General features: G+C 41.4%; 20 protein-coding genes. 18 read left to right on the forward strand and 2 right to left on the reverse strand.

Features of this window, described 5'->3' with window-relative positions:
* The first annotated feature begins 168 nt into the window (after window positions 1-168).
* The 6 genes from J7E52_RS00390 to J7E52_RS00415 all read left to right on the forward strand — a co-directional run bounded on the left by J7E52_RS00390 (window position 169) and on the right by J7E52_RS00415 (window position 5421).
* Window positions 169-1269 (forward strand): GerAB/ArcD/ProY family transporter, encoded by a 1101-nt coding sequence (locus J7E52_RS00390; RefSeq protein WP_214743190.1) that lies wholly within the window; start codon window positions 169-171, stop codon window positions 1267-1269.
* Window positions 1270-1455: 186 nt separating this feature from the next.
* Window positions 1456-2559: a GerAB/ArcD/ProY family transporter gene (locus J7E52_RS00395; protein ID WP_214743191.1), complete on the forward strand. Its 1104-nt coding sequence runs from the start codon at window positions 1456-1458 to the stop codon at window positions 2557-2559.
* A gap of 238 nt (window positions 2560-2797) precedes the next feature.
* On the forward strand, window positions 2798-3571 hold the full coding sequence (locus J7E52_RS00400) for an extracellular solute-binding protein (protein ID WP_286197311.1): 774 nt from the start codon (window positions 2798-2800) through the stop codon (window positions 3569-3571).
* Window positions 3572-3592: 21 nt separating this feature from the next.
* The gene (locus tag J7E52_RS00405) at window positions 3593-4063 is read left to right on the forward strand and encodes a COG4315 family predicted lipoprotein (RefSeq protein WP_214743192.1); all 471 of its coding nucleotides are present in this window, start codon (window positions 3593-3595) and stop codon (window positions 4061-4063) included.
* A gap of 80 nt (window positions 4064-4143) precedes the next feature.
* The gene (locus J7E52_RS00410; RefSeq protein WP_214743193.1) at window positions 4144-4698 is read left to right on the forward strand and encodes an RNA polymerase sigma factor; all 555 of its coding nucleotides are present in this window, start codon (window positions 4144-4146) and stop codon (window positions 4696-4698) included.
* Window positions 4699-5421 carry an anti-sigma factor gene (locus J7E52_RS00415; RefSeq protein ID WP_214743194.1) on the forward strand — a complete coding sequence of 241 codons (723 nt, stop codon included), beginning with the start codon at window positions 4699-4701 and terminating at the stop codon, window positions 5419-5421. It abuts the gene before it with no gap.
* 208 nt (window positions 5422-5629) lie between these two features.
* Here the strand turns inward: J7E52_RS00415 and J7E52_RS00420 are convergent, their stop codons facing one another.
* Window positions 5630-7003 carry a sigma-54 interaction domain-containing protein gene (locus tag J7E52_RS00420; RefSeq protein WP_214743195.1) on the reverse strand — a complete coding sequence of 458 codons (1374 nt, stop codon included), beginning with the start codon at window positions 7001-7003 and terminating at the stop codon, window positions 5630-5632.
* A gap of 288 nt (window positions 7004-7291) precedes the next feature.
* Here J7E52_RS00420 and J7E52_RS00425 point away from each other — a divergent pair, with 288 nt between their 5' ends.
* The 9 genes from J7E52_RS00425 (at window position 7292) to J7E52_RS00465 (ending at window position 17372) form a co-directional block, all read left to right on the forward strand.
* Complete coding sequence (locus J7E52_RS00425; protein WP_214743196.1) at window positions 7292-8311, forward strand: NAD(P)/FAD-dependent oxidoreductase; 1020 nt, start codon at window positions 7292-7294, stop codon at window positions 8309-8311.
* Between the two features lie 44 nt (window positions 8312-8355).
* Window positions 8356-8589, forward strand: coding sequence for a ferredoxin (locus J7E52_RS00430; RefSeq protein ID WP_214743197.1), 234 nt, complete (start codon window positions 8356-8358; stop codon window positions 8587-8589).
* Between the two features lie 89 nt (window positions 8590-8678).
* Window positions 8679-9761 carry an aromatic ring-hydroxylating oxygenase subunit alpha gene (locus J7E52_RS00435; RefSeq protein WP_063235396.1) on the forward strand — a complete coding sequence of 361 codons (1083 nt, stop codon included), beginning with the start codon at window positions 8679-8681 and terminating at the stop codon, window positions 9759-9761.
* Window positions 9754-11202: an aldehyde dehydrogenase family protein gene (locus J7E52_RS00440; protein ID WP_214743198.1), complete on the forward strand. Its 1449-nt coding sequence runs from the start codon at window positions 9754-9756 to the stop codon at window positions 11200-11202. The genes J7E52_RS00435 and J7E52_RS00440 overlap by 8 nt, the downstream gene beginning before the upstream one ends.
* 18 nt (window positions 11203-11220) lie before the next feature.
* Window positions 11221-12303 carry a tartrate dehydrogenase gene (locus J7E52_RS00445; RefSeq protein ID WP_214743199.1) on the forward strand — a complete coding sequence of 361 codons (1083 nt, stop codon included), beginning with the start codon at window positions 11221-11223 and terminating at the stop codon, window positions 12301-12303.
* A gap of 221 nt (window positions 12304-12524) precedes the next feature.
* A complete protein-coding gene (locus J7E52_RS00450; RefSeq protein WP_286197313.1) occupies window positions 12525-14285 on the forward strand; it encodes a CocE/NonD family hydrolase in 1761 nt (586 codons plus the stop codon).
* A 537-nt stretch (window positions 14286-14822) separates the two neighbouring features.
* Window positions 14823-15011, forward strand: a complete 189-nt coding sequence (locus J7E52_RS00455) for a DUF3311 domain-containing protein (RefSeq protein ID WP_214743200.1) — start codon at window positions 14823-14825, stop codon at window positions 15009-15011.
* Complete coding sequence (locus J7E52_RS00460) at window positions 15008-16492, forward strand: sodium:solute symporter family protein (RefSeq protein WP_214743201.1); 1485 nt, start codon at window positions 15008-15010, stop codon at window positions 16490-16492. The genes J7E52_RS00455 and J7E52_RS00460 overlap by 4 nt, the downstream gene beginning before the upstream one ends.
* Before the next feature lie 184 nt (window positions 16493-16676).
* On the forward strand, window positions 16677-17372 hold the full coding sequence (locus J7E52_RS00465; RefSeq protein WP_214743202.1) for a YjjG family noncanonical pyrimidine nucleotidase: 696 nt from the start codon (window positions 16677-16679) through the stop codon (window positions 17370-17372).
* Window positions 17373-17462: 90 nt separating this feature from the next.
* Here J7E52_RS00465 and J7E52_RS00470 read toward each other — a convergent pair whose 3' ends face one another.
* Window positions 17463-18761 (reverse strand): MFS transporter, encoded by a 1299-nt coding sequence (locus tag J7E52_RS00470; RefSeq protein ID WP_214743203.1) that lies wholly within the window; start codon window positions 18759-18761, stop codon window positions 17463-17465.
* Between the two features lie 453 nt (window positions 18762-19214).
* Here J7E52_RS00470 and J7E52_RS00475 point away from each other — a divergent pair, with 453 nt between their 5' ends.
* From J7E52_RS00475 to J7E52_RS00480, 3 genes are all read left to right on the forward strand, one after another.
* Window positions 19215-19394 (forward strand): IDEAL domain-containing protein, encoded by a 180-nt coding sequence (locus tag J7E52_RS00475; protein WP_034315231.1) that lies wholly within the window; start codon window positions 19215-19217, stop codon window positions 19392-19394.
* Between the two features lie 285 nt (window positions 19395-19679).
* Complete coding sequence (locus J7E52_RS26720) at window positions 19680-19808, forward strand: hypothetical protein (protein WP_260359184.1); 129 nt, start codon at window positions 19680-19682, stop codon at window positions 19806-19808.
* Between the two features lie 177 nt (window positions 19809-19985).
* Complete coding sequence (locus tag J7E52_RS00480) at window positions 19986-20306, forward strand: antibiotic biosynthesis monooxygenase family protein (protein ID WP_214743204.1); 321 nt, start codon at window positions 19986-19988, stop codon at window positions 20304-20306.
* Window positions 20307-20927 lie beyond the last annotated feature (621 nt).

Here is a 20927-nt window from a genome sequence, read left to right on the forward strand (position 1 = left end):
CTGCTCCTCATGTGCTTGGTTCTGTCCATGTTCAATCTCCCACAGATGTCAGGACCCACTCAATGGGTGGAAACACTTTTCAGACCATTTGGAGAGTTTATGGAAAAGTGAATCTATCAGTAGGTTGCGTGATTTCAAATCCATACTATCACAGAAAGGAGGAAGCAGATGGAGAAAGGGAAAATTTCATCTCTGCAGATGGCATTCATGATGTATCCGACGATTGTGGCAACTGCTATTCTCGGGGTTCCCAGCATCACAGCGAAATATGCCAAAACTGATTTATGGCTGTCTCCCATTTTTGCTGCGCTCATAGGGTATCTGACGGTGTATATCGCTTATAAACTGCACCAACTTTATCCGAAACAAACGGTGATCCAATTCGCTGAAAAGATCATTGGTCGGATTCCGGGGAAAATTTTCGGTTTTTTACTCTTGTTTTTTTATATCCAGAACACGGGGCTAATCCTTAGAGGTTACGGAGAATTTGTTGTCGACTCCTTTCTGGTACGTACCCCGATTAGTGTGATCATGGTATCGATGGCACTCCTTTGTGCATTTATCGTACGCGGAGGGATTGAGGTGTTGGGGAGAGCTGCCGAATTGTTTGTACCTGTTTTCATTTTTCCAATCTGTATCTTAATCCTCTTGCTGATTCCTGATCTTGAATTCAAGAATATATTCCCGGTATTGGGGGAAGGAATTATGCCTCCAATCAAGGGTGCGATTGTACCGGGGGGATGGTTCAGCGAGTTTTTCCTGATCATTTTCCTCCTTCCTTTCTTAGCGGATATGAAAAAAGGAATGAAACACGGGATGATGACTGTGTTTGCCGTGATGATGACGTTAATTGTGGTGAATCTTACGGTTCTTTTTGTACTTGGGTCAACAACATCCACAAAGCTTTACCCCTTGATGAATGCATCTCGATACATCAGTTTGGCCGACTTTTTTGAACATGTAGAGTCCGCCGTCATGGCGGTATGGATAGTAGGGGCGTTTGTGAAAATTTCCGTTTTTTATTATGCATCTGCTTTAGGTACAGCGCAGTGGCTGAATCTCTCCGACTATCGTCCTTTTGTATGGCCGATAGGGATTTTGATTGTCATGTTCAGTTTGTGGTCGTTGCCTAGCTCTATGGATGTCAGTCGTAATGATGTCAACGTCTTTCCGTTACAAGGAATTTTGATGCAAACGATCATTCCTCTGTTATTGTTGGTGATTGCTGTTCTAAGGAAAAGAAATCGTAAAGGAACCGAAACCAGCTAACTGGGCATTTTTTATGCTAAATATCCTATCGAAAAGGTGCTATCTATGTTCGCATTCACGCAGGTGGCAGGACCAACTGAATGGATTGAAACTCTTTTTAAGCCGTTTGAGGAGTTTATGAAAAAGTAAATCTATCAGTGGGCTACGATTTCAAATTTACATACTATCACAGAAAGGAGGAAGATGATGGAGAAAGGTAAAATTTCATCTCTGCAGATGGTATTCATGATGTATCCGACGATTGTGGCAACGGCCATTCTCGGTGTTCCAAGCATTACAGCGAAATATGCCAAAAATGATTTATGGCTGTCCCCCATTTTGGCGTCTCTCATCGGGTATGCGACGGTATATATCGCTTATAAACTGCACAAACTTTATCCGAAACAAACGGTTATCCAATTCAGTGAACAGATCATTGGTCGGATTCCAGGGAAAATTCTAGGTTTTTTATTCTTGTTTTTTTATATCCCGATCACAGGGCAAATCCTAAGAAGTTACGGAGAATTTATTGTCGACTCTTTTCTGGTCAAAACCCCGATTAGCGTGATCATGGCATCGATGGTACTTCTCTGTGCCATTATCGTACGCGGAGGGATAGAGGTGTTGGGGAGAGCTGCCCAATTGTTTGTTCCTTTGTTTATCTTTCCAATCCTCCTTTTAATCATCTTACTGGGCCCTGATCTTGAATTTAAGAATATATTCCCGATATTGGGGAATGGAATTATGCCTCCAATCAAGGGTTCGATTGTACCGGGTGGATGGTTCAGCGAGTTTTTTCTGATGATTTTTCTCCTCCCTTTTTTAACCGATAGAAAAAAAGGGATGAAATACGGGATGATGTCTGTTTTTGCCGTGATGATGACGTTAATTGTGGTGAATCTTCTGGTTCTTTTTGTACTCGGTTCAACAACAGCCACAAAGAATTATCCCCTGATGAATGTATCTCGGTACATCAGTTTGGCCGACTTTTTTGAACATTTGGAGTCCGCCATCATGGCCGTATGGATAGTAGGAGCGTTTGTCAAAATTTCTGTGTTTTATTATGCGGCTGCTTTAGGTACCGCGCAGTGGCTGAATCTCTCCGACTATCGTCCTGTTGTATGGCCGATAGGGATTTTGATTGTAGAATTCAGCTTTTGGTCGTATCCTAGCGCTATGGATGTCAGTCGTTTTGATATCATCGCCTTCCCTTTTTATGGGGTTTTGATGCAAACATTGATTCCACTGTTATTGTTGGTGATAGCTGTTGTTAAAAGAAATAGACAGAGAAAAGGAAGCAATTCAAGCTAACCTTTTCTGTCACTTGGTTTAAGAGAATTGAAAGAGTATGTAATTAAAGTCATGCCCCATTCGAAAAAAGATACTTTTTCGAATGGGGTGTTTTTGTTGAGAAAAAAGAGAAAAGCTTATGATCATCAGATGTATTTTGCAGCAGGTTAAAAATAATTAACAATTTTTTTCAAACCGTTTTGAAGTTTGTCCCGTTATCTATAGTACAAAGTTTTTTTAGAAGGGAGAGGAGAAAGACTTGAAAAAGATCATTTTCGTTGGGTGTATATCATTGATGGCAGTACTGTTAGGATTTTCACCGGAAATGGGTTCGAAACGGGGGCAAGCTGTCAACGATGTCGTAAAAGTATATGGACCAGGTGGCCCTCTTGGACCTATCAAGGAAGTGGCGGAACAATTCACCAAAGAAACGGGGATAAAAGTTGAAGTAACAGCGGGACCCGAAGCAAAATGGATTGATCAAGCGAAACAGGATGCGGATATCATTTACGGAGGGTCCGAGTATATGCTAACAGAATTTATGCATGATCATCCGGAGGTCCTTGATGAAAAAAAACGTACAGAGTTGTATACACGGTCAGCTGGAATTCTGGTTAGAAAAGGAAACCCAAAGAATATACAGTCATTGGAGGATTTAACGAAGAAGGGCGTAAAGATTGTAGATGTTAATGGAGCCGGGCAACTGGGGCTATGGGAAGATTTGGCTGGAAGAAAAGGACTTATTCCTGGAATTAGCAGGAATATTGACATTTCAGTGAAGTCCAGTGCAGAAGCTATCGATCTATGGAAGGCAAATTCTAAATTAGACGCCTGGATTACATATGAATCCTGGCATTACCGTCTGGCGGATGTGACGGACCTGGTTCAACTCCCTGAGGAAGACAAGCTCTATAGAGGGACCCCGGTAAGCATAACAAGTAAGAGTGAAAACAAAAAAAAGGCAAAACAATTCATTGATTATCTTAAGACGGAAGAATCCCATCTAGTATTTCAAAAATGGGGATGGAAATAAATTGACGAGGAGTGAGAGTATATGAAAAAGTGGATGGTATTTTCAGTTTTTATGATGGTCCTAGTTTTGGCGGCATGTGGAAATGAAGCTAATAATTCAACCCAAAATGATCAAGTGGTTAGTGGTACAGCCGATGAAAAAGCAGTAACCCTAAAATTAATGGAAAGTGAAACAACAGGCGAATACCTGGCTGATTCCAAGGGAATGACACTTTACTTTTTCAAGAATGATAAATCAGGAAAAAGCAATTGCATGGGTGATTGTCTGAAAAAATGGCCACCGTTCATGGAAAGGGATTTTACTGTCCCTGAAGGATTTGAGGAAAAAGACTTTGGAACCATAAAAAGGGAAGATACAGGGGAAGAGCAGGTAACGTACAAAGGGTTTCCACTCTACTATTTTGTGAATGATAAGGCAGCGGGAGATGTCAATGGCGAAGGTGTAAAAAATGTTTGGTATATTGTAAATAACAAGACGATTTTTCCAAAATAAGAAAAAAAGGGAACGATCACGGATGGTCGTTCCTGTTACACGTTTTTTCCAAATTTACTGGTGAGGAGTTGCAGGTGCGATTGAAAGAAAAACTTGATAAGGAATTGATGGCATTAGTAATGAAAAAGCATCGTCCTGCTCTGGAAGAACTTTATGACCGGCATATTAAATTAATCTATGGTTTTATTTATAAGTTCACAAATGGAAATGCTGAAAAAACTAAAGAGATTGTGCAGTTGGTCTTTTTAAAGCTCTGGACCACAAAAAGCAGCTACAATTCCGAAAAGGGGCACTTTGTAAGCTGGCTTTTGACCGTTACACGAAATGTGTGTGTGGATTATGTCCGTAAAGACAGCGTTCATATTCGGAATAACAAACACATGGACATGAGTCGTCCAATTGACATAGAAGATCCGAATAATGATATAGAAAATGGGCTATTACACAGTGAAATTGCCAATGCAAAAAGTAAGTTAAGCAAGCCGCAAAAAAGACTGATTGATTTACTGTATTGGAAAGGGTACTCGTTAACGGAAATTGCCAAAATTGAAAATGAACCGATTGGTACCATCAAGAGCAGACTTCACCAGTCGCTTAAATTGTTGAAAAAGTATTTGGAAGTAGGTGGTTTGTAAATGAATAAAGAGTGCGCTAACCTGCTTTCATTTTTATCGGGAGAACTGGGAGAAAAAGAAAAAAAAGCATTCGCGGAACACTTAATTCAATGCTCTGAATGCACTAGGGAGTATGAACAAATGACGGAAGCCTGGAATTCATTGAAATGGGATTTCGAAGAAAAAGAACCTTCTTCTTCCCTGAAATCAGAGGTTATGAATTTTGTCTTTGAGACTGATGATGAAGTTCCGGTGAGAAAGGAAAAGAATTGGAGCAGTTTTTTCTTTAAGCAGTTTACTCCAGTAACTTCAGGACTTTTGTTGGCAGCGCTAGTTTTGGCGTTTGTACTGTTATATTCCAATATTCAACTGAAAAAGGAACTTGCAGCTATCAATCTGCCAATGGAGGTTAAAACGGCGCTATCTTTGCAGCCTGTCGATAAGACGGCTGTAAATATGAATACGGACGGTGCTGCATACATTTTGCAGCAAGGAGAAGATAGAAGGTTAATCGTGCAAATTCAGAATATGCCTAGCCTTCAAGAGTCCGAGGTGTATCAAGTGTGGTTGCTGAAAGATGGAAAACGGACAAACGCAGGAACTTTCAAGCCTGATGAAGCCGGCACAGGATCATTGACATACAAACTGTCAATTAATGATAAATTCAATCAAATTGGCATCACAAGAGAACCAGATTCAAATAGTACAAAGCCGAGAGGCGAAAAAATAGTTGGCTCTTCATAAAAATAAGAGACTTGCCCGCAAAGGGAAGTCTCTTATTTTTATGTTCGCACTTTGACCATGGAGTCGTGATTTACAAAATGGAAGTTCATATGAATTGGAATATAAGAGTTACCATTATCGATCACTAGCAACGTATAACCAGCATGATTCGGTTTGGGGGCAAAAGGATTGTTCAGTGAAATATATTCAGGTTAAACAATGTATTTTGCTATTTATTCATTAAGTCCTCACAGTACTCCCTGATCAATGCCGAGGCTTTCGTTTGGCTGATAGAGAGGTCCTTCGCGACTTTCCTTGATGATTTGTATGTTTGGTAAGATTTCCTGATCAATATCCGTTTCGTTTCATCAAGTGCTTTATCGAGAGAAGTGGGGAGATCAATCTGTGTGACCTTTTCAACGTTTTCGGTAATCATTTCTGGCAAGTCGGACATTAGGATAACGGAGTCACTTATTAAGACCAACCGTTCAATCAAGTTTTCGAGCTGGCGTACATTGCCTGGCCATGAATAATGAATTAATAGGTTCAAGCATTCTTCTGAAATGACTTTATTTTCATGATATCTTTCATTGAACTTATTTAAAAAATTGTACGTAAGGGGAATGATATCTTCTTTACGTTCTCGCAATGGAGGCAATTGAATATCAATCACATTCAATCGGTAAAATAAATCTTCCCGGAATCTTTTATCATTGACCATTTCTATTAAGTTCTGGTTTGTTGCAGCGACGATGCGGATGTCGACTTTTTTCATTTCACTGCCGCCGACGGGAATGAACTGTTTGTCCTGGATTACTTGGAGAAGCTTTGCCTGGAGAGCGAGCGGTATTTCCCCAATTTCATCAAGAAAGACAGTGCCACCGTCTGCGGATTCAATCAATCCGCGTTTTCCAGTTTTGTTTGCACCGGTAAAAGCTCCTTTTGAATAGCCGAATAGTTCGGATTCGAGCAGTTCTTCCGGAATGGCTGCACAGTTGATCGTCAGGAAAGGTTTGCTTTTCCGCTTACTGATCCGGTGGATGAAATGGGCAAGCACTCCTTTTCCAGTTCCAGATTCCCCCTGGATCAAAATCGTGGAATCCGTCGGCGCCACCTTTTCACAAAAAGTGAGGATGCGGTTGATTTTACCGCTGTTAGTAATGAATCTCCCCGTTTCATCTTCGTCATGAGTTAATTTCGACTCACTACTTGCTTCATTCGCTTTTAACATTTTATACGTTTGGGTTTCTGTCGATGTAGTGACGACCAGTTCAATTTCACCGGCATCATTTAAAATCGGAATCGCTGATGTCATCAATTCCGCCCCAATATACGTTTGTTGTTTCATGTAGCAAGGCTTTTTCCTTTTAAATACCTCAGGCACGATGGAGGGCGTCCAGTATCCTTTTTCAAATAAGTCCACATTATTTTTCCCGATGACATCAGCAGGCTTCAGCCCATAATGGCGCTCACATGCCTTGTTGACGTAAAGAATCCGCTTTTCACCGTCAAGGACGAAAATCTCATCTGAGGAATGATCAAGAATCTTTAATAGAGTTTGGAGCGTCATCTCGACACTTTCAGTAGAATCCGTGCTTTTCATAAGGTAATCCTCTCTTTTCAAAAGGGAATGAGTGAATTCTGAATAACGTTTCATCAAATTTGAGTTAAGTATAACTCAATATGACAGCGTTTTCAAAGAGAATTCCAAATATTTAGTTTATTGAAGGCGGTTTCCGGGTTTGGCACGCATATTGCATTATATAAAATTATCAATTGGTGAAATTGACGATTGGCAGGGCTTGCATGTCAATAATTATTGCATGAATTCACATGCAAGCATATTGGTTCCAATAAATGGAACCATATCAAGAAAGACATCTAGGGGGGAATGAGTTTGGAAGAAAAATATACTGACATCACTATTATCGGGGGAGGACCGGTTGGTTTGTTCACCGCTTTTTATGCGGGGATGCGCCAAGCTTCAGTGAAAATCATTGAAAGTCTCCCTCAATTGGGAGGGCAGCTGTCTGCTTTGTACCCTGAAAAATATATTTATGATATTGCGGGTTTCCCGAAAATTCAGGCCCAGGAGCTCATCAATCGATTACTGGAACAAATGGGTCAATTCAAAACGGATATTTGTCTTAATCAATCTGTGGAGACCATTGTTCGTACTTCGGATGGGATGTTTGCCATTACGACATCCGAAGAAACACATTATACGAAAGCGATAATCATCACTGCTGGAAACGGGGCATTCCAGCCTCGGAAACTAAAAATCGAAGGCGAAGAAAGATTTGAAAATGCCAACCTTCATTATTTCGTCCAGAATATGAGTCAATTCGCTGATAAGAAAGTGGTTGTGTTCGGTGGCGGTGATTCGGCGGTCGACTGGTCGCTAATGCTTGAACCGATAGCCGAAAAAGTGACACTCATTCACCGAAGGGATAAATTTCGTGCCCATGAACACAGTGTAGAGCGTTTGAAACAATCTAAGGTGGAGGTCTTGACTCCTTATCTCCCAGCCGAACTGATCGGAGAAGAAAGTATAGAAAAAGTGATTGTGACGGATGCGAAGAGTGGAAAACCGCTTGAATTGGAAGTCGATGACGTTCTCGTCAATTATGGATTCGTATCATCAATAGGGCCAATAAAGGATTGGGGACTTGAAATAGAAAACAACTCCATCGTTGTCAATTCTAGGATGGAAACGAATATCAAAGGCATATACGCCGCAGGAGATATTTGCACGTACGAAGGGAAGGTGAAGCTGATTGCCAGCGGGTTCGGTGAAGCGCCTACAGCAGTGAGTAATGCAAAAGTTCATATCGACCCGAGTGCGAAAGTTCAGCCGCTGCACAGCACGAGCACAATGGGAGGGAAAGAGAAAAGCACAACGTCCGTTTAATAATGTGAAAGGGAGGAGGGAAACCACATGGCTATATACACACAATGGTTGACCAGGAGACATGTATCGCTTGCGGGGCATGTGGAGCGACTGCACCGGAAATCTTCGATTATAACGATGAAGGAATCGCTTTTTCAATCCTGGATGCCAACACAGGAGCAACTGAAGTATCCGGTGATCTGGAGGAGGACCTGGAAGATGCTTTTGATGGTTGTCCGACAGATTCGATTAAGTTGGCGGCGGAACCTTTTGCCAATATACCAGTGACATCAGGCTGAAGCGGAAGGTAGGATCAATTAAGAGATATCAACCTTTATATCTAGTATGGCAGGAATGCTTGTAATCATTTTTTAGGGGGAAATGAATGATGGCTTATAACAAGGTGGAAAATGTAACAAATCGTACATTTGAAAGAACATTGACATATGACAAATACACGGATCCGAAAGTTCTCGAAAAGGAAATCGATCTAGTATTCTCTAAATCTTGGCAGCTTGTGGGTCATGTCAGCCAATTGGAAAAAGTGGGATCATTCTTTACGACAGAGGTAGCCAATGAGCCGATCATAGTGAACCGCGGCCAGGATGAGGTGATCCGCGCTTTTTATAACGTTTGTCCGCATCGTGCTACTAAGCTTGAAAAAAGTGAATCAGGCAAGAAGAAAATCTTACAATGCAGTTATCATGGTTGGACGTTCAAATTGGATGGGAAATTGAACAAAGCGCCGAATTTCAAAGGCGAAGATGAAGCCTGTGTACAAGATGCCTGTTTACGCTCCGTTCGCATGGAAATCTTGGAATCTCTAATTTTTGTAAACTTGGATGATAATGCGAAACCGCTTAGCGAATCTTACGGCGATTTCTTTGACCGTTTAAGTAAATACCCGTTTTTAAGTGAGTTAAAAAGAACAAGCCAAAAAACGAGGGTGATCAAGGCAAACTGGAAAGCGTTCATAGATAACTATTTAGAATGCGACCATTGCCATGTAGCACATCCAAGCTTTGTTGCAGCACTAGATATGGATGATTACCAAATCATTACTTGCGATAACTATTCACTGCAAGGTTCGATCGTTAAACCGGATAAAAATTACGGAACGGTCGATTTAAATCAGGCGGAAATGCAAGGTGGATCCTTTTTCTGGCTGTGGCCTAACTTGATGTTGACCATTTATCCAGGTCCCGGCAATATGGCAACCATTCAAATGGTTCCGATTGATCACGAAACGACTTTGGCTGTTTACACATATTATTTCCGCGATGAGAATTTGACTCAGGAAGAGAAAGATCTTGTTACGTTTGCCGAACAAGTCCGACAGGAAGATGTGGAACTTGTAGAGCTGGAACAAATCGGTTTCCGCTCCCGTGCTTTTAACAAAGGCAGATATTCTTCTTCGGAAAAAGCAATTGTTCAATTTCATGAAATGGTATTGGAGGCCCTAAATGAGTAAATTAGCGAATCAATTGAAATCGAAACAATATCTAATGATCAATGGTGAAAAAGTCGAAACGGTAAGCTATGCTCCGCTATATTCCCCTTATTCCGGGGAAGAAATCGCCCAAATTGCGATGGCGGATAAAGAGCAGACGGAAAAGGCGATTGCTGCCGCCTACAATGCGCGCGAAGTCATGGCAAAAATGCCAGCTTATCAAAGGGCGGATATATTGGAGAAGGCTGTCGCGTTATTAATGGAAAATGAGGAAGAAGCGGCAGAAATCATATCCCGTGAATCAGCCAAACCGATCATGTTCGCAAAAGCGGAAGTCGGAAGGACCATCGAAACGTATAAGTTCTCGGCTGAAGAAGCGAAACGGATTCACGGTGAAACAATTCCTTTTGATGCTGCCATAGGCGGAGTTGGCCGAATTGGTTACACGTTAAGAGAGCCGATCGGGGTTATTGGCGCCATCACCCCATTTAACTTCCCGATGAATTTAGTGGCGCATAAAGTCGGACCGGCAATAGCTGCAGGGAACACCATCGTGTTGAAGCCTGCTTCGCAAACTCCGCTGTCCGCACTTTTCATCGCAGAAATATTTGAAAAAGCGGGTCTTCCGGCTGGCGTATTAAATGTAGTGACAGGTCCGGGCAGCACGGTTGGGGAAGCGATTGTAGAAAACGATCGGGTAAGCATGATCACATTCACAGGCAGTCCAAGCGTTGGAATCGGCATCCGCAACAAAGCGGGTCTGAAAAAGACCACACTTGAACTTGGCTCGAACTCGGCTTTAATCATTGATAAAGATATAGATATCGATAAAATTATTGATCGTTGCATCATGGGTGCCTTCTCCAATCAGGGGCAAGTCTGTATTTCATTGCAACGTGTATATGCACATGAAGAAGTGTATGAAGAGTTTGTCGAAAAATTCACTGCAGCGGCCAAAAAACTTAGAATTGGCGATCCATTGAATCCGGATACGTATATTTCCTCCCTAATCTCCAAAGGGGAAGCTGCCCGTGTATTGGGCTGGATTGAGGAAACTAAAGACAGTAAGGCAACGATCGCTGCAGGGGGGAAATTGCAAGGTGACATTCTTGAACCGACAATCATTACAAATGCGGATCATACGCTAAAAGTTTCATGCCAAGAAGCATTTGCTCCGGTTGTCATTGTCAATAAAGTTGGTTCAGTGAAGGAAGCGATTGATCAAGTGAATGATTCCCGCTTTGGTTTGCAGGCCGGTATATACACAAACAATGTGAAAAACGCATTGTACGCATCACGGGAATTACGTGTAGGCGGTGTGATCATCAATGATGTGCCGACCTATCGTGTCGATCAAATGCCATACGGCGGAGTGAAAGAAAGCGGGACTGGCCGTGAAGGCATTAAATATGCCGTGGAAGAAATGACCGAAATGAAATTGGTCGTTTGGAATCAAGACTAAAAATCGAGGAGATCATTTATGAAACAATTCAAAATTGCGGTCATCGCAGGAGATGGCATTGGCCCTGAAGTGATTATTGAAGGCATAAAGGTATTAAAAAAAGTGGCTGAACTGGATTCAGGTTTTCAATTGGATTTCACATACTTCCCATGGGGCTGCGAATTTTATGCCGAAAATGGTAGAATGATGGATGATGATGGGATCGATAAGCTGAAAGCTTTTGACGCAATTTATTTGGGAGCGGTCGGGTTTCCGGGAGTTCCAGACCATATATCACTATGGGAGCTATTATTGAAAATCCGTAAAAGCTTTGATCAGTATGTCAATATCCGGCCCGTGACATTGTTAAAAGGGGCCCACTTGCCTCTCGTTGATGTGAAACGTGAAGATATTGATATGCTGTTCATCCGCGAAAACACTGAAGGTGAATATTCAGGCGCAGGAGATTGGCTGTTTAAAGGGCAGGAACATGAAGTTGTTCTGCAAAACGGTGTGTTTTCCCGTAAAGGGACGGAAAGGATCATCCGTTATGCTTTTGAAACCGCGAAAAAAGAAGGCAGATCGCTCACGAGCATTTCTAAAGCCAACGCCCTGAATTATTCGATGGTTTTCTGGGATCAGGTATTCGAAGAGGTCAGCAGGGAATATCCTGAAGTCGAAACGGCTTCATATCTTGTCGACGCAGCGGCAATGCTGATGATCAAAGACCCGAAGCGCTTTGAAGTCGTTGTCACTTCGAACCTGTTCGGTGATATTTTAACAGACTTAGGGGCTGCGCTTGCTGGAGGAATCGGCCTTGCTGCCGGTGCCAATATTAATCCTGAAAGGGAATTTCCGTCGATGTTCGAACCAATTCACGGTTCAGCCCCTGACATTGCCGGCAAAGGTATCGGAAACCCGCTTGCCTCCATTTGGTCAGCAAGCCAAATGCTCGACTTTTTTGGCTATGAATCACATGGTAAGATTGTTCTTGCTGCGATTGAGCAATTGTTGCAGGAAGCCCGGGTGCTCACGCCCGATATGAATGGCACGGCATCCACTTCCGAAGTGGGGGACCGGGTAACGGATATCATCGAGTCAATCATTTTATCCAAGGTCTGACTTGTATTGATAATGGATCGTTCAATAGGATTGAATGGTCACTGAATATAATGATGCATCCAAGTATTAAGCCAATCGTTTATACAAAAGGAAGGGGCCAAGGCTTGGATAGAAAAGCACTTGGCCTCTTGTTTTTACGAGCAGGGAACACCGGAATCGGGAAGGGGATCAGGAATACACAAAAGTATCTCTAATCAATGGTATAGCTAAGAGGAGCGGTCATGATGAAAAAAGTTGAAATACTTGTCGAAAAAAATGTGCCATGCACTATGAGGGACGGCACCGTACTTTATGCGGATGTATACAGACCTAATTTGAGTGGGCAGTTTCCGGTTTTATTGACCAGGCTTCCGTACAGTAAGGACTTACCGCATTACTCCCATCGTTATTTGGATACAAATCGTCTTGTAGAAAATGGATTCGTTGTCATCATTCAGGATGTGAGAGGACGCTTTCAGTCAAATGGAGAATTCCAGCCATTCAGCCAGGAAGCGGATGATGGATACGACACAGTGGAATGGGCGGCCTCACTCTCGTATTCTACAGGGAAAGTGGGCATGTTTGGCCTATCTTATTATGGATACACGCAGCTGCTTGCAGCGGAAAAAAAACCTCCACACTTAATCGCCATTTTTCCAGCAATGACGCTGAATGACCAAAGAAATGGAACGGTATATCGTAATGGGGCTTTTGCTCTCGGCCTTTTTGAGACGTGGACATTGGAATCGATTGTACCTGATTTGCTGAAGCGGAAGTATGAAAAAAATAAGGAAAGAACTTCAGCATTCCGAAAGCTTGCTGACTTCCTCAACAATATTGAGGACTTGTATGCATATGCACCTATTAATGATTGGCCGCCATTAAAGGTTCTGGACGGAGATAACTTTTTCTTTGAACATTTGAATCACCCGATCGAAGACGAAACTTATTGGCAGAGTTCAAGTATTACTGAGAAATTTGATAGGATACAGCTGCCTGCTTTTCATTTGGGCGGTTGGTATGATTGTTTTATCGGTCCTACTCTGGAAAATTACGTGGAAATGAATAAAGTGAATGGCCAATTAAGCAAAACTCAAAAACTGATTGTTGGACCATGGAGCCATGGCCTTTTTTCCTCGATCCAGGGTGAACGCTCTTTTGGAGTGCACGCGTCTGGGGATTGGATTAACCTTGAAGAAGATATTACCATCCTTCATATTCGCTGGTTTAATCACTGGCTGAAAGGCATCGATAATGGAATTGAAAAGGAACCGCCCGTGAAAATATTTGTAATGGGGATTAATGTATGGCGTGATGAAATGGAATGGCCGCTTGAACGTACTGAATATACGAGTTATTATTTGCACAGTAAGGGAAAAGCGAATACGAAAACGGGTGATGGGCGCTTAAGCAGAGAGGAACAGGAGGATGAAAAGACGGATTCATATATATATGATCCCCAAAATCCTGTACCGACAAAGGGTGGAGCTACACTTTTTTCCGGCCCGCTTACAATGGGGCCATATGATCAGAGCGAAATCGAAAAGCGGAACGACGTGCTTGTTTATACTTCTGAGCCATTGAAAGAAGCACTTGAAGTAACAGGTCCGGTTAAAGTGAAGTTGTTTGCATCAACTGACGCAGCGGACACAGATTTTACTGCAAAGCTTGCGGATGAATCACCGGATGGCAAAGCGATTATTTTAACCGAGGGAATCGTCAACGCAAAATACCGGAACGGCCATCGAGCTGAAAAAGAATTGAATGGGGAAATCGTTGAATACGAAATTAACTTGTGGGCTACAAGCAATGTCTTTCTTCCGGGTCATCGAATCTTGCTTGAAATTTCATCAAGCAGTTTCCCACAATATGCCCCAAATCCGAATACAGGGAAAACAATGATCGAAAGCAGTGAAACAAAAACGGCCAGACAAACGATTTATCATAGCAGGGAATTTCCTTCTCGCATTCTATTGCCAATCATTCCTACAAGTGAAAAATGATTATAAAAGCTGGGAGGAGAGTCTTCCTTATGTTTGTTTTTCAACATTGTCACCTGTTTTATGAGTTAAAAACAGTTCAGGTGAGGTGATTAAAACTCAAGGAACAGATGATTAGTATTAAAAAACAAAATTGTAAAAATCTTAAATCACTAATATTGATAGGGTTAAGGGGTGAATGGTTATGAATAAAAGCAATTGGCATAACTCTTGCAAATAATAGAATGATGGGGGGATAAGTTCATCCATTATAATAGATTCCAGGCATAAGGAAATGACCGAACAGATAGGCATAGTTTTGTCTCTTATGTTATTTGTAAGCCAAGGAAAAGATGATTACATTGGAATCTGTTCTGCATCCATAATTAGAGAGAAAATGATATTAGTAGTTTGAAAATTTTTAATATTTTATCTTTTTTAGGTTAGTAGTGAAGCTACTGCCAGTGTGAAGGTGTTTAAGGAACAAGATTTGCATAACCCATTTTTTAAGCGCTTTCATAAGCCGTTTCATTAACAGATTTATTAAGAGGGGGACTTCAATTGAAGAAAATCATTGTGCTGCTCAGCGTCATACCCGCAATTGGCTCATTATCTGTGGTTAACCGTGTAGAGCCATATATATTAGGTTTGCCTTTCATTATCTTTTGGTCCACAGCCTGGCTTATTTTAACATCCATCTGCCTTTATATTAGCAGCGTGATCTGTGATAGACAGGAGGAGAATAAATGAACAGTTCCATATTAATCATCACCCTGACTCTTGCTTTGGCTTTTTACTTAGGTATCCGCGCAAAAAAGGGGCGTGAAATGAAGCTTGACCAGTGGGCAGTCGGGGGGAGGAACTTCGGTTCTTTAATCATGTTCGTTCTGATGGCAGGAGAGATGTTTTCGACTTTTGTGTTTCTTGGAGCCAGCGGAGCGGCATACCGTATGGGCGGTCCCACTATCTATATATTTTGCGCTCTTACTTACATCGTTCCTTTCTGGATATTACCCCCTATTTGGCGCTATGCAAAAAAACATAATGTGCTGACGCAATCTGACTTTTTCACAAAAAAGTATAATAGCAAGTCATTGGGACTTCTCGTTGCTGTTATTGGAGTCCTATCAATGATTCCCTATATCGTATTACAATTAAAAGGCTTTCAGATCATTGTTTCCGAAGCATCATATGGATTGATTCCCCCAACGGTTGCTGTTTGGATCGGAATGCTCTGCGTAACTGTTTTTGTATATGTGTCAGGAATTCACGGTTCGGCGTGGACGGCAGTATTGAAGGATATCCTCATTCTTGTCGTAATAGTGTTTTTGGGCATATATTTACCTATTCATTACTTCGGCGGAATACAACCGATGTTCGAAACCCTAGAAGCAACAAAACCGGGATTCTTGTTGCTTCCTGATGAAGGGCTGAGCATCTCTTGGTATATTTCCCTTTGCCTGACCATCGCACTGGGCCAATATATGTGGCCGCATTGCTTTGGAGCGAGTTTATCTTCCCAAAACGAATCAGCTCTGAGGAAAAATTCTGCCATTTTACCTCTGTATCAAATCATTCTGGTTTTCATTCTTTTTATCGGTTTTACGGCGGTTTTGCAGATACCGAATTTACAAGGCGGAGATACGGACCTTGCCTTATTTAAAATCGCGAAAGATGCTTTCCCGCCCTGGATTGTTGGCGTTGTCGGAGCAGCAGGCATGCTGGCTGCCCTTGTACCATGTTCGATGTTAATCTTGACGGCAGCCACGATTTTATCAAAGAATATTTACAAAGCTGTTAAGCCTGACACATCGAATGAACAGCTTGCCAAACTAACCCGTATATTTGTTCCGATCGTATCTTTAGTCTCCTTGATCTTTACATTCTATGGAGGTAATACGATGATTGCGTTACTGACCATGGCTTACAGTTTTGTGCTGCAGCTATTCCCTCCTTTAGTATTCAGCTTGCTTAAGAGAAACCCGGTAAGTAAAGCGGGGGCCTCTGCAGGAATGATTTTAGGGGTGGGGTTGGTCGCTTACTTTACGCTGGCAGAGGCAACAATGGCCACTTTATTACCAAAGGCACCGCATTTCATACAGGATCTTGATATAGGAATCGTCGCCATTACCTTTAACCTTATCGTCATGCTGGCTGTCAGTGCTTTCACAAGAAAAGACAAACAAACGATTCTGGAAGAAGAACCGGTTAAACGAATAATCACTTCTTGATCAAAGGAAGCCTTATAACTGGGGTGCTTCCTCTATAAAGAACGATACAAAAAAGGATAGCCTTTGAAGCTATCCTTTTTGTAGTTTTCCAAGCTTGCAGTATATATTTACCATGAATTTGTATAAGTAATACGTAATTAAAGGAAATGTGTTAAGTTGGACTAAAATGATTATGGAGGCAGCGATGAAATACGAGATTATCTTATTTGATGTTGATGATACATTGCTAGACTTTGGAATATCGGAAAAAAAGGCACTGCATGAAGCTTTCTTAGAGTTCGGTTTGCCCACAGGGGCTAGGGATTATGCGGGATGCTACCAAGAAATCAGTAAGGTTTTATGGAGGGATTTGGAACAGGGGCTTATTGATTTAACAAATCTGGGAGTGGAAAGGTTCAAGCGGTTGTTCCTGAAGCATGGGCTTGATATCGATGCGGATGCGTTCGGCCTTGCGTACCTAGAACATTTGGGAAAGGAAATACATCTTCTGCCCGGGGCTTTGGAGGTTTGCGAGAAGCTTGGAGGATGCCGGCTGGCTATTATAACAAATGGCTTCACGACAGTGCAGACAGCAAGAATCGGGGGCTCACCCCTTTGCAATACCTTTGAGACTTTGATAGTTTCCCAAGAGGCTGGGTTTCAGAAGCCAGATAGAAGGATTTTTGATTATGCATTTACCAAGTTAAAGATTACAGATAAATCGAAAGCGTTGATAGTGGGTGACTCCCTGACATCAGATATACAGGGCGGCTTGAATCATGGAATGGATACATGCTGGTACAATCCCAATCAAAAGGATAATAATCTGGGAATCAAGCCCACCTATGAAATCCGGACGCTGACCGACCTTTTGGAGATTGTAGGAATTAAGGAAGCTTAGAGAGTTATGTGCGTTCATAAAAACAGAGGCTGGTTGTCCAAGTGATAGGACGTGCAGCCTCTGTTATTACTTATGCCAGGGATTTTAGAATCAGTTCAAATCCAGCTCATGTGGTTTGAGTGTTTGATCACTTTCTTTCCTTCTGCTGAAATGAGGTGATAATATACAAAGCGCCAGGGAAATTGCGAGACCTGCCATCATGAATCCGCCAAATACCAAAGGGGATGGGCCATATGATTCCGCCATGGTGGTCCAGATGAGCGGACCGAAACCTGCAATGGCTGCCGCGATCTGATAACCGACGGATAATCCAGTATAACGGACCTTGGCTGGAAAGAGCTCCGAGAATAATGTTCCTTGTGTAGAAAAAATGGCTCCCCAGATGACGCCGAGTACAACTGCCTGCATAAAGTAGAACCAGCCGACCCCTTGCCCAATCATTGTGAAATATGGGATGGCCAAGATGAAAAGGAGAATCAGGCCCCCAAAATAGATGATTTTTCGATCTATAAAATCAGAAATGTAACCAATGACAGGAATCGTAACTAGCATTGTAGCGCAGCCAATCGTTAAACCGGTCAAAGCAGAATCTTGGGAATAACCAAAATACAGTGTAGTAAAGACGAGAACATAGGACATGATGAATACATTGAAGAACCCGTCCCCAATTTTTAGTCCGATCACTTGCAGCACATTTCTCCAATCGTGTTTCAACGTTTCAATAATGGGAACTTTCGCAAGATCACCGCTATTTTTCTGCTGCTGGAATTCCGGCGTTTCTTCAATGCCACTCCTTACCCAGATTGCCAATGCGATCAGTACACCGCTTAAAAGGAATGGAATCCGCCACCCCCAAGATAAAAATTGGGCATCGGTTGTCAAGGAACTGATAAGGGTTAGGCTGAACGAACCGGCAACCAAACCGATGGGGACTCCTAGCTGGGGAATGGATCCATATAACCCACGAACACCCTTTGGAGCAGATTCCGTTGCCAATAGGATGGCTCCGCCCCATTCACCTCCCAAGGAAATCCCTTGAATCAACCTCAGCACCACCAAGATGGCGGGGGCTGCCAACCCAACCTGGGCATAAGTGGGCAGAACACCGATAAGCATTGAACTCCCTCCCATACCAATCAGGGTGAACATGAGTGCTGCCTTCCGTCCGATGCGATCACCCATATGACCGAATAGGATGCTTCCGATTGGACGGGCTGCGTAACCAGCCCCGAAAGTGACAAAGGCGAGAAGAAGTGAAATGGCAGGATCATGATTTGGGAAGAATAGAGTTGTAAAAACCAGGCCCGTTGCTGTCCCGTATAAATAGAAATCATACCACTCAATAACGGAACCAGCTAAACTAGCGAAAAGAACTCGACTTTTTTTCATGATAAATGCTCCTTTAATTCTTAGTTTTTCATCAAAATTGTTTTCAACAATAAATAAAGCCGAAATGAACAAAAATAATGGTTAAGGAATATAAGTGGAAAACTGGATTATTTAGATTATTTTAGAAGGCTTATCCATACCGGTCAACATATTTCTGACTTTTCTGAAAAAATGAAACGAATAACTTAGCTCTCATCACCTGTAATGGAATATAATTAATTCTAAAGTAATGGAAATAAACGATTCGATCTTCCCGGATAAAATGAAAAAGTTTTAACTAAGGAGGAGAATTAAACTCAAATCATTTAGTATTTTTTATGTATAGAAGAGTGGCAAAGTGGAAATCATGTGGATAAGAAAATAAAAAAAGAGGAAAGGATAAGATTTTAATAAATAATAATAATCTCCAAGTTATTTAGTATAATAGAAAAAAGGTTAAGGAGTTGGTTTCATATGGAGAAGCAATTGCCAGGAACATCGCTTGAACCTGAAGAGATGGCTGAAATGGTTTTGAAAAAGGCCCTTAGTGATTACCGGAAAGCACAAATCGAAAAAGAAATCGATGACTCATTAAGAAATCGTGATAAGGAAGAATTCCTGCGTTTAACTGAAATATTGAAGGGCATTTCATGAAATTTTATACACTGTGAACAAGACAAGTAGTAATGATGATATAGAAAGTACACCTAAAAGCCAGCACGGCTTGATAATATGAATATGAAGCTTTATATAACTGATACATTCTAATTAAATAGCAATCTTTAGTATTATAATATTTTACATTGTAAGCGCTTTCTTGTATAATCAAATAAAGAAAACGTTGGGGAGAAGTTTTGTATGTCAGCTAATGGCGGAATTCACAGGTATTAGTGGCTGAAAAGGTTTGCACCGGGATAAAAACTAAAGGGGGAAAAAGTTATGAAAAAGAATGGAGTGTCGTTAGTTGAATTTGTTCAGGAGGATCGGTTCGAACTCAGCTCCTACATTACTTCTTTATTTAATAAACTGAATGACTATGTTCCCAAAAGTCTTAAAGATAAAAGGTGAATGACAATAAAAAATGGATCAGGAAGATATGCATAACTTCCTGATCCATTTTTTATTTGGTTTTTTGGATTTAGAGTTTTAAGTAGTGCACTTAAATGGAAGTCTCAATAATTGACAATGAGAATCGTTATCGAATAAAATGATTCATTATAAGTATATCGATTGGAGATGTTCAGATTGTTCGTTCAGATGAGAAAAATGGAGGTAAAAGAAGGTAATGCAGAACTAGTAGTAAAACGGTTCAGTGGCGAAGGGATCATAGAAAAGCAGGAAGGGTTCATCGATTTAAGTGTGATGGTGAAAAAAGTGCGACGCGGGGATGAAGAGGTCATCATTATGATCAATTGGGAGTCGGAGGCGCATTGGAAGCAGTGGGAAAAGAGTGAAGCCCATATCGCAGGCCATAAAGCAAACCTTGGGAAACCAAAGCCTGAATATATCGTCAGTTCGGAAGGATCATTATATGAAGTGAAAGCTATAAAAAAGGCAGTGAAATAACCGACTTAAGCTAGCCTTTTTTAAATTCCGTACAATAGAAAAGATATTTCCTACGTTACTGGGTGGAATATCCTATTTCTCAATCATCGTGTAGCATAAGGATGCGGAATGGTTACCGTTCACATATAATAGCTTACCTTCACTAAAATTCAGGCTCCCATTATGGGTGCCTCTTTTTTTATGAATTCATCTCAAAATAGGATATGTAATTCCATTTCTGTTGATATAGTAAAATATCTTTTATTTTCATTAAAATGGAGACATTCATATAAATGTAAAAAAAAGGAAAAAAGGAAGGCAGTCCGAAAAGTTTACATATATGAAATAAATAGGGGTGCTGTTCTTAGGTTAGCGGGAATACCTATTATAAAGTCAATTGAGTTTAGAAGTATTAATATACCAAAATACCATACCGATATCGATAAAGTAGTTATTTATATGGAATCAAGACCGGTCCTAGCTTGGATTTCGATTACGACGATGAGGTATTCTCCCTGGAAATGTTTTTTACTAAAGATTCAAGCCCATTTCCATATCCATCAATGTTTTGAAGTGGGAAGAAGAGAGAATATTATAAAAAATCCAAAAAAAGTGTTTACAGGGAAAAAAATTCATTGTAGT

The sequence above is a fragment of the Bacillus sp. ISL-34 genome, from assembly GCF_018613325.1.
Lineage (GTDB): Bacteria > Bacillota > Bacilli > Bacillales > DSM-1321 > Peribacillus.

Coding starts and splice junctions, on each gene's coding strand:
- J7E52_RS00430 (WP_214743197.1), top strand. CDS start 8,356: ATGGTTGACCAGGAGACATGTATCGCTTGCGGGGCATGTGGAGCGACT.
- J7E52_RS00405 (WP_214743192.1), top strand. CDS start 3,593: ATGAAAAAGTGGATGGTATTTTCAGTTTTTATGATGGTCCTAGTTTTG.
- J7E52_RS00475 (WP_034315231.1), top strand. CDS start 19,215: ATGGAGAAGCAATTGCCAGGAACATCGCTTGAACCTGAAGAGATGGCT.
- J7E52_RS00435 (WP_063235396.1), top strand. CDS start 8,679: ATGGCTTATAACAAGGTGGAAAATGTAACAAATCGTACATTTGAAAGA.
- J7E52_RS00470 (WP_214743203.1), bottom strand. CDS start 18,761: ATGAAAAAAAGTCGAGTTCTTTTCGCTAGTTTAGCTGGTTCCGTTATT.
- J7E52_RS00415 (WP_214743194.1), top strand. CDS start 4,699: ATGAATAAAGAGTGCGCTAACCTGCTTTCATTTTTATCGGGAGAACTG.
- J7E52_RS00460 (WP_214743201.1), top strand. CDS start 15,008: ATGAACAGTTCCATATTAATCATCACCCTGACTCTTGCTTTGGCTTTT.
- J7E52_RS00420 (WP_214743195.1), bottom strand. CDS start 7,003: ATGAAAAGCACGGATTCTACTGAAAGTGTCGAGATGACGCTCCAAACT.
- J7E52_RS00450 (WP_286197313.1), top strand. CDS start 12,525: ATGATGAAAAAAGTTGAAATACTTGTCGAAAAAAATGTGCCATGCACT.
- J7E52_RS00440 (WP_214743198.1), top strand. CDS start 9,754: ATGAGTAAATTAGCGAATCAATTGAAATCGAAACAATATCTAATGATC.
- J7E52_RS00465 (WP_214743202.1), top strand. CDS start 16,677: ATGAAATACGAGATTATCTTATTTGATGTTGATGATACATTGCTAGAC.
- J7E52_RS00445 (WP_214743199.1), top strand. CDS start 11,221: ATGAAACAATTCAAAATTGCGGTCATCGCAGGAGATGGCATTGGCCCT.
- J7E52_RS26720 (WP_260359184.1), top strand. CDS start 19,680: ATGAAAAAGAATGGAGTGTCGTTAGTTGAATTTGTTCAGGAGGATCGG.
- J7E52_RS00390 (WP_214743190.1), top strand. CDS start 169: ATGGAGAAAGGGAAAATTTCATCTCTGCAGATGGCATTCATGATGTAT.
- J7E52_RS00395 (WP_214743191.1), top strand. CDS start 1,456: ATGGAGAAAGGTAAAATTTCATCTCTGCAGATGGTATTCATGATGTAT.
- J7E52_RS00425 (WP_214743196.1), top strand. CDS start 7,292: ATGAGTTTGGAAGAAAAATATACTGACATCACTATTATCGGGGGAGGA.